This is a genomic window from Thermanaerosceptrum fracticalcis, assembly GCF_000746025.2.
In the GTDB taxonomy this organism is placed as follows: Bacteria; Bacillota; Peptococcia; order DRI-13; family DRI-13; genus Thermanaerosceptrum; species Thermanaerosceptrum fracticalcis.
Map to the genome: position 1 here is coordinate 1616849 of NZ_CP045798.1, position 12949 is coordinate 1629797.

A 12949-nucleotide genomic window follows, 5' to 3' on the forward strand; every position below is an offset into this window, starting at 1 on the left:
CTTACCACTCCTCCTTCTGTCCCAACATCAGGTATAAGAGGGCCATCCGCACAGCCACCCCGTGGGTAACCTGTTCATTGATTACCGAGTGGAGACCGTCTGCCACCTCACCGGAAATTTCAATGCCCCGGTTCATGGGTCCCGGGTGCAGGACCAGGCAATCTTTAGCGGCCAGCTGCAGGCGCTCCCGGTTTAAACCAAAGAGCTGGCTGTATTCCCGTAAAGTGGGAAAAAGCCCGGCCTTCTGCCTTTCCAGCTGGATTCTAAGCATCATGACCACCTGGGCATCCTGTAAGGCCTCGTTGATGTCATAAGTAACCTTTACCCCCAGCTTCTCTAATCCGTGAGGAATCAGGGTAGGCGGGCCGCATAACCAGACCTGGGCCCCCATTTTGGTGAGCCCATGGATATTGGACCGGGCTACCCGGCTGTGCAGGATATCGCCGATGATGGCTACTTTTAAACCTTTTAATTCGCCCAGATGTTCTTTCATGGTCATCATGTCAAGAAGGGCCTGGGTGGGATGTTCATGGAACCCGTCCCCGGCATTGATTACTCGAGCCCTCAGATACTGGCCAAGCATCTGGGGGGCACCGGACATACTGTGCCGGATGACCACAATGTCAGCCCCCATCATCTCCAGGGTTAACCCGGTGTCCTTCAGGCTCTCACCCTTGACCACACTGCTGGTCGAGGTACTAATGTTAATGACATCTGCACTCATGTACTTGCCGGCCAGCTCAAAAGAGGTCCGGGTCCGGGTACTGGCTTCGTAAAAAAGATTGATGATCGCCTTCCCCCTGAGTGTGGGTATTTTTTTAATGTCACGTTTGAGGACGTTTTTCATCTCCCTGGCTGTCTGGAGAATGTTTTCGATCTCTTCCACACTTAATTGTTCCATAGTGATAAGATCCTTCGCTTTAATTCCCATTTACACTCCCTCCGTTCAAAGATAGTTTGTGAAATTAAGAAACCTCCTAGCCATCAGGCTAGGAGGTGTAGATACGTACACAAATCTCTCTCGTACACCCTTACTAGCCTCTCTGGACTAATTTCAAGGGAATCCCTCATAAATTTGTAATCAAAAAGGCCTACTTACTAAGGCAGCTTAGTAAGTAGGCTAGATAGCGAAGATATTATAGAATAAAAGCCTAATCCCAACTGCCTTGCCGGTCTCACAGGACCAGTTTAAAGGCTCGGTTTTATATACCATTATTGGACTAAGTATAATATTTATTGCGGAGCATGTCAACTTCCGTCATCGGTTTTGATGGATGTATTTTAAAGCTAAATGACTATAACTCCGCTAAACAAAAGAATTCACTTGTTAAAAGTAAAATTTTTCGATAAACTGTAAAAAGCGGATAATAAGGTTAGGGGACACACCTGCTAAAGTTTGGGTTTGCTTTCTTGAGACAGGAATGTCCCCATCGGCATTGGACACGTCTGCTGAAGTCTAGGTAGTTCTTAAAGACAGGAATATCCCCAATAAGTGTTATGAGCTAAGTGAAAGAAAGGTTGTGGAGTCTTTGGCAAGTAAAATTAAAATAGTGACTGACAGTACCTCCGACCTGCCTGAGGAACTGGTAAGGATGCATGATATTCATGTGGTACCTCTCTATGTCAACTTTAGCGAGGCTACCTATAAGGATGGCGTAGATCTGGCCGCCAAGGATTTCTACCCTATGCTGGAAAAGGCCAAAGACAGCTTACCCAAGACTTCCATGCCTTCGGTTGGTGATTTTGTTAAAGTTTACGAATCCCTCTTACAGCAGGGTTATGAAATACTCTCCATACATATCTCTTCCGGTTTAAGCGGTACTGCCTCCGTGGCGGAAACGGCAGCGGGCATGCTTAAGGGAAGAATCTCTGTTTTTGACTCCAAATCCATCAGTGCCGGCATCGGCCTCCAGGTCCTGGAAGCCGTAGAAATGGTGAAACAGAACCTTTCTCTGGACCACATACTGAGTCGTTTGGAAGAAGTACGCCAGCGAACGGAAGTTTTCTTCTCCCTGGATACCCTTGAATACCTGGAGAAAGGCGGTCGTATCGGACGGGTCTCTGCCCTCCTGGGTTCTCTTTTAAAAATCAAGCCGGTAGTGCGGGTGGAAAATGGCATCTACGTACCCCTGGACCGGGTGAGAAACCAGAAACAAGCTATTCAGAAAATGGTGGAACACATGGTCAAAACTCTGGCCGGCCATAAGCCCAAAGGTGTAGCCGTAGTCCACGGTGCCGCTGAAGAGCTTGCTAAGGAGTTAAAGAAACTGGTGGAAGAAACCGTGGGCATCAAGATATCCCTCTTCAAAGAAACAGGCCCCGTTATCGGTGTCCATACCGGACCGGGTACGCTGGGAGTAGGGTTTACTTACTAACGATATCCGATAGCCGCTTTCCTATATCCGAAAATGCTATAAAAATGGGTAAAGAGCCTTTGGCTCTTTTTTTATGTGTCACTCTTATTTAGGTACGTTCACTTTTTGTAGATACTAACCATTATCTCAGGATCGAATATTTCAATGGTAGTATTAGGCAAATCCTTTCCGCGTATTGTATAAAGTTATGAAAGACTGGCCGTTTTTATATAACGACCAGTCCCCCTACTATTTTATCTCAGTATACAACCTGCCACCCTTACCAATTTCTTCTTTTTCAAATTCGTTGATAAATATAGTAACTTTCTCTGGTTCAACATTGATAGCCTTTACCACAGCTTCCGTTATAGATTCCACCATAATTTTTTTTTGCTCTGTGGTTTTTCCTTTAAGCATATTAACATGGATTACAGGCACCTATTCCTGCCTCCTTAATTCTATTTTTGTCTGACTGACTTAAGCACTATGATCTTCCGCACGTACATATTTCTTTAATAACTCTTCAGCTCGTTCAGTATTAAAAATCCCACATACACAAGGTTGAGCCATTAATATAGCTGCCTCTTTTATACTCTTTTTCCCACGCCGCACATCTTCAATCAGTTTAACAACCAAGTGCTGTGATATCATTCCATGACCACACATTGTAACAAACTCAAGTACTTCCTCTGCCGGTAACAAATCTGTTCTCCCAAAAATGCCAAGGGAGTAGTTAATTGAGTGAGGTTTAATTCCTAACTGTTTTGCAATATCCAATACTTCTTCATTTAAACCACTTACTGTTACAGAAAGGCCAAAGTCCTCTTCTTTAATACGTCTGACAACTTCTAATATCTTCTCTTTACTTGAAAAAGCACAACGTACCCTTGGTGTTTCCGGCATACTGGCTTTTATTTCTTCTACCGTTACTCCTGTATAAATGGTTCCAGTTTCATAAGAACCGAGATTGATGGGACCTACTTCTGTGATAATGTCTAAAATTCTGCGCAGTTTAGGACCAGCATCCTGGTGATTAATTCCCACTGCAGGTGTCACTAATATTACGAAATCATTTTTTAAGGATTCCACACAGCCACGCCGGTGAAGAGAATGAGTCATCTTCTATTCCTCCTTTAAAGGTCGTCCTAAGCCTAAATTGATTTTATTATTTGGCCTTGGCTGAATACCCAAGCGCTCTAACTGCGGGAAGGTAGGTAGACTACCGTCTTCGGGGAAGCGCGCAATTAAGTCTAAGGAAAAAACGGTATCAATTTTTTTAGCAACATCCATGAGGGTAACCAAAATTTCTTCTAACTGGCTCTCGGGAACAACAAACTCAATGATAGCTGAAACCACTCGAGCTTGTTTTGCTTCTTCCGTAAAGGTTCCCTTAGATACATCCTCCATAAGGTGTGTAAGGGGATTAAGTTCTTCGTAGCTTATCTGATGTTTGGCAAGGGCCATAGTGATTTTTTCAACATCACGATAGCTGGCACCAACACTTGGCCGACCCACCTCAATAGCAATTCCTACTTGGCCCCTCTTTACTCGACCGGTTACATCATTGGACTTTACTTCCTCTGTACCCCGTCCTGGTACCTTTGTCTCCACGTGGGTGGCCATAGGATCGCTAAAATACTTCCTAATTGATCTGGGGCGTTTGAAAACATCTGGACTTTCATAAAGAGCCTGGCGTGGACACTTAACAATACGTTGGCGTCCACAGGTACCGCATTCAAGACAGACTTCCTGGTCTATATAGGCTTTACGATCGCGTATGCTAATGGCCTGTACGGGACAATACGGCACACATATGCCACATCCTGAGCATTTTTCATGATCAACTAGCATGTTTCATCCTCCTTGTCTACTGTCTCTTACTTTTGAAGTATATCTAATTTTCTTAATGTTTCGGCCAGGGGGGAAACCTCTCAGGTTAACCCCCGACGCCGATATACATCAGAAGTACTTCATCGCCCTGCTGCAATGGAATGTCTTCGCGGGTCACAACGCCATTCACCACAATCATCAGATCCGGAGCTAATTCCCCTTGATTCTTTAGTCGGGAACGAAGCAGTGGATAATCCTCAATCAGAGTGTCCAGTAGATGATAGGTCGTAAGTGGTTCCTTGATGGTAACGGTGATGGAATGGTCTTTGATTGGTAACCCATCTTCCAACCCACCGAGAAAGCGTACCTTTACATCGACATTCTTATTTTTTTCTTGCAAGCAGCTCCCTACTTCCTATTTGAGGTTTTGTACAATCTCGTCAAGACCCAGGGCTTGCACGGTTTCTTTCTTGGGAATACCGTTTTGGTCCCAGCCTACCAGTGCGTAGTACTTATCCAGCATCCCGTCCAGCTCTTCCCTGGGAGTATACATACCTTGGGAAGGTCCTTCGGGAATGGGCTCGGTCATAAAACGCTCGGGCAGTACGTCGTCTTTACGGCTTAAGCCTTCTCTTACGTTGAAGCATCTTTCCAGGTTCCAGATCCGATCAGCTACCTCTTGCAGTTCTGCCAGGTCAAAACCAAAGCCGCAGACGGCGTTGATGATGTTTAGGTGCTTTTCGGTGAGGCCTACCCGACCGATACTTCCTTCGAGCATGGCACAGTAGGTGAAGGTATCCCGGATTACGGTGGTGGCAGTGACGTCTTTGACCAGCTTCTCTTTGTCCTCGACGGTTTTGCGGTCAAAGGCTCCGCCTCTTTCAGGAAGGTGTCTCATGTCTTGGTGACTGCCACCCCGGGGGCTGACGGAGTAGCCGAGGGACATCCCTTTGTAGCCTCTCGCGCTGTGGCCGGCTAATTCCAGGCCTTTGATGTTGATGGCAAAGGCGTTGGAACCCCGCCCGATCTTTTGGCTCATTTTGCGAGTACCCTGGCTGATAAAGTCACCGATGCCTTCTCGGACAGCGGTCTTTTCTAAGAGGGTGATCATGGCTTCGGCATTGCCAAATTCGGCTTTGATGCCATCGAGTTCCTCTTGGCTTATCAGCCCTTTTTCATAGCATTCCATGATGAAGGCGATAGATACGCCGGCTGATATGGTATCCATCCCGTATTCGTTACAGATATGGTTTGCTTTGGCTACTACGCCGAGATCTCCGATCCCACAGAGCGAGCCGAAGCTGTAGACAGTTTCGTATTGGGGTTTGACGGTTTTGAGTCCGTCGTATTGGCCGCCTTTGACTTCGCAGTAGTGGGCGCAACGCAGCGGACAGTTGAAGCAACTAAAGTTCTTTTTGAACAACTTTTCGGCCATCTGTAAGTGGGATATGGAGTCGGCTTCTTCAAAGGTCTCTTTCTGCCAGTTCCTGGTGCCCAGGATACCGGTGGCATTGTTGGTCTGGGTGGCCGGGGTTGTGCCATATTTGGAGAGGGTTTCACCCAAGGCTTTGTCGGTTCTGATTTGCTGATAGATATCTTCAACGAGGGCACGGGTCTTTTCCTGGTCAGCTACATCTATACAGGCAGCTGTACCCTTGACGGCTACGGCTTTAAGGTTTTTGGCGCCCATGACGGCACCGAGTCCGCCCCGGCCGGCGGCATGTGTTCCGTCGACCATGATGCAGGCGTAGTTGACTTTCTTTTCGCCGCTGGGTCCAATGACGGCGATGCGTACGAGTTCGTCACCGATCTCTTTTTTGATGGCTTCCCGGGTGTCGGTGGTGGTTCTGCCCCAGTGTTGCGCGGCATCCCGCAGTTCGGCTTTGCCGTTATCGATCCAGAGATAGACGGGTTTGGAGGAGCTGCCTTCTATGATAAGTCCGTCATAACCGGCAAATTTTAGTTCTGCCCCAAAGTGGCCGCCGGCATAACTGTCCATGAAGGCACCGGTTAGGGGTGATTTGCCGAAGATACCTATTTTCGGGGCGCAGGGGAAGATGGTTCCGGTCAAAGGACCGGTGAAGAAGACGAGCTTGCTTTTTTCACCGAGCGGGTCATAGCCCTGTTCTGTCTCTTTGTAAAGGTAATAGGCTCCCAGCCCGTTACAGCCTACGTATTTTCTCAGGACTTCATCGCTAAGCTTCTCTTCTGTGATCGCCCCAGTGGTAAGATTCACTCTGAGGATTTTACCGCAATACGCGCTATACTTGCTCATATGTCTCAACCTCTCAATTTATTTCTGTAAAAAACGTTTTTTCTTGATGAGGACTTCGTCCGGTATTTCTTCATAGGTCAGTGCTTTGGCTGTGCAGTGTTTGACACAGGTAGGGTCTCCACCGCAGAGGTTGCATTTGATGGGCATGCCTGTCTCTGGATGCAGGGTGATGGCTCCGTAGGAGCAGGCATCGGCACAGTTGCCGCAGGCCACGCAATTCTCTTTGATGAATACTACCATCTGTGCTTCGGGGTCATACTTTAAGGCGTCAGCAGGACATGCTGCTCCACAGGCCGGTTCCTGACACTGCCGACATACTACGGGTATGGGTTTTTCCTCCAGGGTCCCCGGGTTGATGATGGTGATTCTTGATAACCCCGGATTCACCACATTTTCATGGGAATCGGAGCAAAAGACTTCACATGCCCGGCAACCTGCACATTTGGTTGCGTCTACAATTATTCTCTTCATCTCATAACCCCCTGTTTTATTGCCGTTCTTATTTCTTGTCTTCTGTTGCCCGCACTTCTACGCCGGCTAATTTTTCCTGGAGGGTGATTATGCCGGAAATATCCATTCCTCCACACCCAAGAAGCTGAGCCGTCCGATAAGCCTGCTCGGCCAAACCTCCTAAGGGTAAAACCATTTGGTTTTCTTTGGCCATATTGATAACTAATCCCAAGTCTTTAGCAATTAAGTCTATAGCAAAACCTGGTTTGAAGTTACCTTTTGCTATGAAATTGGGATAACGGGTTTGCAAGGCATAGCTATTGCCTGCACTTTCACTCAATATTTCGAACATAGTATCAGGATTAATCCCTGCCTTAGTTCCCAGTACCAGGGCTTCACCTACCGCAGCCACATTAATGCCAAATAATAATTGATTAATTAATTTTACTGCTTGACCAGCACCCACTTTACCTACGTGGTAAATTTTCTTACCTAACGCTTGCAAAATAGGTAAGCACTTTTCAAACACTTCCCTTTCTCCGCCGACAATTATGGTTAAGGTGGCTGCCTTAGCGCCTGCCTCTCCGCCGCTCACAGGTGCATCCAACACCTGCACACCTTGCGTTTCAGCGGCCTTAGCCAGTTTTCGACTGGTCTCTGGCGTAACAGTACTCATTTCCACAAGCACTGTACCTGCTTTTGCTCCTGCCAGAACACCTTCTGGGCCTAGTACTACTTGCTCCACGATTTGTGGGGTTGGTAAAGATGTTAGAATTATCTCAGAGTCTTGTGCAACTTCCATTGGACTGACTGCACTTTTAGCTCCTAAGGCCTGTAATTCAGCTACTGCTTTAGAGTTAACATCATAAACTATAAGCTGATAGCCGGCCTTAATTAAATTTGTAGCCATTGGCTTACCCATTGTACCAATGCCAATAAAGCCAATCTTCACGATTTCACTCTCCTCAAAAGATATCGTTTGAATCCTAATTTATTGCAATTAAATATTGACTAGATCTAATTCTTCCAATTTAGATTGTGTAGGCCTACCCAACTCATCCCACCCGCGATAGAGATAATATTCAGACAACATCTCTCCCAAAGGAGGTAAATTATCAGCCGCTCCCCCTGAACCTCTCTTCAAAGATAAGAGGCGAGGTGGAAGCGTATCATCTTTTCTGGTAATGCCACATCTAACGTTATACAATCTTTTTAAGTTAAACAGCCTTTCTCCAGTTAATAGAAAATCTGCTACAGTCATTTCCCACCCGGTAATAAGGTTAAGCCACTCTACCATATGGGTCAAAGTAACACCACCAACAACAGCAAATTTACATATTTTTAGTGAATCACACATTGACATAATGTTCTGCAAGTTAGCAGTAAGTTCTCCTTTTCCTCTTACAGCAAAGCGGTCGAAAGGTTTGCAATAATTTAATTCAGGAATAGTCGCTGCAATCTCGTAGGGATGGGTAAAACCCTGTAAATGACAGGCTCCGCGATTAGATGTAGCATAGGCTACTGCTAAGCTGTTAAACGCACGAGGGTCATGGGCAGGAGGTTCTAAACCTTTCACATGTAAAGCAAATTCCTCGGCAACTCCTCCTATTTGGGCGGCAGCCCTTTTAACTCCTTCCGCCAGGATTTTACCAAGTTTCTTCCTCTGCCCGATTTGGTGAATCATATCGATTACTGCTCCTGCATCACCCCATTGAAGACTAACCCCACCAGTATCTTCTTCTGTAATGAGACCATGTTCAAAGCATTCCATAGCAAAAGCAATAACTCCGCCTGTAGAAATAGTATCCATACCATATCTGTTACATAATTCGTTAGCCATAGCAACAGCTTCTAAGTCATCTACTAAGCATAAAGCACCTAGCAAAGCAAGTGTTTCATATTCCGGACCCGCACCATCAACATTTCCATAGGCACTATTTTTAATTTCCACCTTCCTGCCGCAACCAATCATGCAGGATGAACAATAAAAACGTCCCGTCAGAATAGTTTCAGCCATGCGCTGTCCGGAAATCCTTTCCGACCCTTCTACCCAAGACCCTTCACGCCAATTTTTAATGGGTAAATCACCGAGCTTCTCAGAGCTAATTAATGCACCGGAAGTTCCGAATTCCTTTCGAGTTTTCGTATTTGCCACCAATGTGGGCAGAAACTTTGTAATTGATTTTTTTAGTTCTTCCGGTCGGGCTACTGAAGTATTTTGGCTACCACATACGGCAATCGCCTTTAGTTTCTTAGCCCCCATTACTGCACCTACACCGCTCCTGCCGGCAGCCCTTCCGTCCTTACCGTCACTCATAATAGAAGCGAACTTAACCAAGTTTTCACCAGCAGGACCTATAGATGTAATTGCTGCCTTGTGATTCGTTTCACTTCTTATAATGTCTTCAATTTCATAAGTATCCTTACCCCAAATATGCTCTGCATTTCTAAACTCCACTGTACTATCTGTAATCCATAGATATACTGGATTATTTGAGGCTCCCACAATAACCAGACCATCTATTCCTGCTTTTTTTAAAGCGGTCCCCCAGGTACCACCAATATCTGATTCAGCCCAAATACCGGTGAGAGGAGATTTGGTAACGACCGCATGTCTTCCTGCGGTTGGCACTCTTGTTCCGGTAAAAGGTCCCGTCATAAAAATAAGGGTATTCTCAGGCCCCAATGGGTCCGTTTCCGCCCCAGTTGTACTAAACAATATTTTTGCCCCAAGTCCGCTGCCTCCAATGTATTTATAAGCATCGTCGGCGGATAAATCCACTTTGTTAACAGTCTTCTCTGATAAGTCAATCCAAAGTATTTTTCCCTGATACCCGTAAAGCATTACTTCACCTCCTCTTTTAGATTAGCCACCGATTAGAGGAGGGAGAAAAAACAGATGATCTTTATCTTTAATTATTTCTCCCTCTTTCACTGGACTATTATTCTTGATTATTAATATTTGCTGCTGCCATGGATACTGTAGCAGTATGTGCTTATGTAGACTTTGTACATCAGTCAATAATACTTGAAGTAAATCCTCGATCGTTGTTGCATTACCATCTATCATTACTCTTTTCACATTAAGCCCAGAGCTTTCACGGTAAGGCGGAAAAAACTCAATTAAAACTTCGACCTCCCTCACCTCCCCTATCCGGCATTATTTTAATCTATACTATAATTTGTTTAAGTATTACTAAATTAATTCTATTTAAAATTATAATTTCCTTCTACCTTTTGTAAACAGTAGTTATGCAGTTTCAGGATAATTTTTCCAATTCCATAACCTAAGTTCCAAAGAATGTGGCCAGAATTTATCAATAAGCCTTGAAAAACGCTGGGTTGCCGTGTCAAAATAGACTTGGATCAACTGCTCGCAACAGCGGATCCGACAACCGGCGTTGAAGAAGTACCTTATCACTTCGCAGAGGGAGGGGGCTTGTTCGGCGCCTTCTTTATTGCACTCCCAAGAGGCATAACAAAGAAGGGTCTTCGCTGTAAACAAGAGCTCCACATGTGCGAAATGAGCTGTTTCAGACTGAGCATAGCAAGATGTTAAACCAAGATTCTGTTTAGCGGTGCGGTAAAAAACTTCTATTCTCCATCGTTTAGCATAGGCAGTTGCAGCTTCTTCCGGCGTATCTACGCGATTGCTTATCAGGAGATACGCATCCTTGAAGGTTGCCGGGCATTCTTCCTCCGGAAGAACTATGCTGCCCTCGACAGCCTGCTTCTCATAAGTGGCTGCAATGGCAGCTATGGGTAAAAAACGTTGTCTAGTAATGGGTTTTCCCTTGCGTGTTAAGGTCTCATAGGGCATTTTGATGTAAATGTCCGGAATACTGAGAACCGATTCTTTGCCAAGGACCCGAAGCTGGGAATAAACTTCTCGCAGCAGTTGCTTCGGATTAAGTTTAATGTAGCGTTCCTTTCCTAGTACCGGGTCGTAGATTTTCCTGAATAGCGCCGTGTTACGTTTGGCTTTGGTAACCCAGTCAAAATTTTGACCCATCAGCCAGTTCAGGAACTTTTTACACAAAAACCAGCGATCCATGGCTACCCAGAGTCTGGCCTTGTTCAACTGACGCACCTCTGCGAGCATCTGTTTAGCAAGATCAAGCTTGGTTTGTTTTTCATTCTCCTGGCCATTTTTAACCCAGAAGCGCCACAGCATAGGATATTCGAGCCCATTCTTTAAGACAGCCAGGGTCGACACAAGATTAATGCACCATACATGGCACTTATCCGAACTGTCAAAGAGCCAACAGAGAAAGGGGATTTTTTTACCGTGAGGATGCTCAATTTTAGTATCGTCTAAGGCAATGATATCGCCGTCGGTCAGCCTGCTATCCGTGTTTTCTTGTAACCTGGCAAATCTGCCCAAAGAGAACCGGAGCCACTGAAAGGGCTTGGAGAGAAACCGGCTGAAGGCACTTTGAGAGATGATTTGCCCGGAAAGCAGTTGTTGTAAAAATGGAGCTTCCGTTGAAAACTTAGCATTTTGATTTGCAGAACTTGAATGATTAGCAAGGCCGCAGATGTAGGCAAAAGCCAGGAGCCACGCTGGAATTCCGGAGTGTTTGCGTATTCCGGACTGGGAAAACAGCAGAGACAGGTCAAACAAATCCCAAATTGTCTTGAGTACCGGGATTCCGGCACCTTGACCGTGATCCTTTTTTTCGAAAGTTGGTTTACACAGTTTCTTCATCAACATCACCCATATCGCTAGAGTGATGGTAAAAAATACCATCCAAAGCGATTATGGGGGCTTTTCGAAAAAGTCAAGACCTTTTTTGTCGAAAATTAGGATCTTTTTTAAAATATTTTTTGAGTTATTATTTTCTATTTATTTCCACCAACTGCATAACTCCTGTTGTAAAAAATACTTAAAAATTTTACAAAGATGGCTTCACATAGGAAAAACCTATGTGAAGCCAATAATAGGCGATTATTTAGTATCAAGAATCCTTTGAATCAAATCTGTAACTTTAAGCTTTTCCCCATACTCCTTGTATACGGGCTGTACAGCGGCCTTAAATGCTTCCTTGTCCGGATTCATTTCTACTTGCATTCCTAATCCAGGTAGTTCCTTTATAGCCTTATCTTCCAATTCTTTGATATAATTCCTTTCATAGGTGGCAGTTTCGCGTGCTGCTTCTACTACAATTTTCTGTAGATCTGCAGGGAGTTTATCATAAGTTTTCTTACTCATCATAATTACTGCCGGTGCATAAACATGCCCTGTCATAGAGATATATTTCTGAACCTCATATATTTTTTGGGTATAAATAGTCTGCACTGGATTCTCCTGTCCATCAACAGTTCCCTGTTGAAGGGCCGTATACACCTCAGTCCAAGCCATGGGAGTCGGGTCCGCACCTAACTGTTTCCAGAAGGATACGTGCAGAGGAATTTCCTGTACACGAATTTTCATACCCTTAACATCTTCGGGTTTCTTAATTATTTTCTTCGAGTTAGTTACATGTCTAAATCCATTCTCCCAGAAGGCTAATCCAACAATGCCTTTTGCTTCAAAATCTTTCAATACCTCACTACCAATAGGCCCATCTAAAACTTTATAAGCATGCTCTGCATCCCTAAATATAAAAGGCAGGTCAAACACTTGAAGCCTGGGTACAAACCCAGTAACCGTAGCTGTTCCGCTAACAGACATGTCTACAGTACCTAATTGTAACCCCTCAGCTAATGTTCTATCGTTACCCAATTGTGCACTAGGATATACTTCAATTTTTAGCTTTCCGTTACTCTTTGTCTCAACCTTTTTAGCAAACTCTACAGCCCCCTTATGGAAAGGACTGCTTTCATTTAAAACGTGGCCTAGTTTTAAAACTATTGGACCTTGTTGATTGTTCTTTGGTGCTTCTGCCGGCTTATTACCGCCACAACCAACAATTAAAAGAGAAATGCTTAGTAGTAAGATCATCATCCATGTTAACCCTTTTTTTCCCTTCATTACCATTGCCTCCCATTGAATAATTTTTATTAACGTTGGCGATTCCTTATTTTTTAGAAGCATTTT

The 12949-nt window shown here is 44.9% G+C and carries 13 protein-coding genes; 1 reads left to right on the forward strand and 12 read right to left on the reverse strand.

Going from position 1 to position 12949, the window contains the following annotated elements; all coding sequences use genetic code 11:
- Position 1: 1 nt before the first annotated feature.
- Positions 2-931, reverse strand: a complete 930-nt coding sequence (locus BR63_RS08405; RefSeq protein ID WP_034422005.1) for an aspartate carbamoyltransferase catalytic subunit — start codon at positions 929-931, stop codon at positions 2-4.
- Positions 932-1529: 598 nt separating this feature from the next.
- Here BR63_RS08405 and BR63_RS08410 point away from each other — a divergent pair.
- Positions 1530-2375, forward strand: coding sequence for a DegV family protein (locus BR63_RS08410; protein ID WP_034422006.1), 846 nt, complete (start codon positions 1530-1532; stop codon positions 2373-2375).
- Positions 2376-2603: 228 nt separating this feature from the next.
- Here the strand turns inward: BR63_RS08410 and BR63_RS08415 are convergent, their stop codons facing one another.
- From BR63_RS08415 to BR63_RS08465, 11 genes are all read right to left on the reverse strand, one after another.
- Positions 2604-2792, reverse strand: coding sequence for a 2-hydroxymuconate tautomerase (locus tag BR63_RS08415; RefSeq protein ID WP_034422007.1), 189 nt, complete (start codon positions 2790-2792; stop codon positions 2604-2606).
- 39 nt (positions 2793-2831) lie between these two features.
- Entirely contained in the window at positions 2832-3473 is a 642-nt protein-coding gene (locus BR63_RS08420; RefSeq protein WP_034422008.1) for a hypothetical protein, read from the reverse strand.
- A 3-nt stretch (positions 3474-3476) separates the two neighbouring features.
- A complete protein-coding gene (locus tag BR63_RS08425; RefSeq protein ID WP_034422009.1) occupies positions 3477-4205 on the reverse strand; it encodes a DUF362 domain-containing protein in 729 nt (242 codons plus the stop codon).
- Positions 4206-4290: 85 nt separating this feature from the next.
- The gene (locus tag BR63_RS08430; protein WP_034422010.1) at positions 4291-4584 is read right to left on the reverse strand and encodes a MoaD/ThiS family protein; all 294 of its coding nucleotides are present in this window, start codon (positions 4582-4584) and stop codon (positions 4291-4293) included.
- 15 nt (positions 4585-4599) lie between these two features.
- Positions 4600-6459: an aldehyde ferredoxin oxidoreductase family protein gene (locus BR63_RS08435; protein WP_034422011.1), complete on the reverse strand. Its 1860-nt coding sequence runs from the start codon at positions 6457-6459 to the stop codon at positions 4600-4602.
- Between the two features lie 18 nt (positions 6460-6477).
- On the reverse strand, positions 6478-6930 hold the full coding sequence (locus BR63_RS08440) for a 4Fe-4S dicluster domain-containing protein (RefSeq protein ID WP_051965689.1): 453 nt from the start codon (positions 6928-6930) through the stop codon (positions 6478-6480).
- A 28-nt stretch (positions 6931-6958) separates the two neighbouring features.
- Positions 6959-7861 carry an NAD(P)-dependent oxidoreductase gene (locus BR63_RS08445; protein WP_034422013.1) on the reverse strand — a complete coding sequence of 301 codons (903 nt, stop codon included), beginning with the start codon at positions 7859-7861 and terminating at the stop codon, positions 6959-6961.
- 48 nt (positions 7862-7909) lie between these two features.
- Entirely contained in the window at positions 7910-9754 is a 1845-nt protein-coding gene (locus BR63_RS08450) for an aldehyde ferredoxin oxidoreductase family protein (RefSeq protein WP_034422015.1), read from the reverse strand.
- 21 nt (positions 9755-9775) lie between these two features.
- Positions 9776-10054, reverse strand: coding sequence for a MoaD/ThiS family protein (locus BR63_RS08455; RefSeq protein ID WP_034422016.1), 279 nt, complete (start codon positions 10052-10054; stop codon positions 9776-9778).
- Positions 10055-10159: 105 nt separating this feature from the next.
- Positions 10160-11617 carry a transposase gene (locus BR63_RS08460; protein WP_243269998.1) on the reverse strand — a complete coding sequence of 486 codons (1458 nt, stop codon included), beginning with the start codon at positions 11615-11617 and terminating at the stop codon, positions 10160-10162.
- 240 nt (positions 11618-11857) lie between these two features.
- Positions 11858-12946, reverse strand: a complete 1089-nt coding sequence (locus BR63_RS08465) for a TRAP transporter substrate-binding protein (RefSeq protein WP_051965785.1) — start codon at positions 12944-12946, stop codon at positions 11858-11860.
- Between the last annotated feature and the right edge of the window lie 3 nt (positions 12947-12949).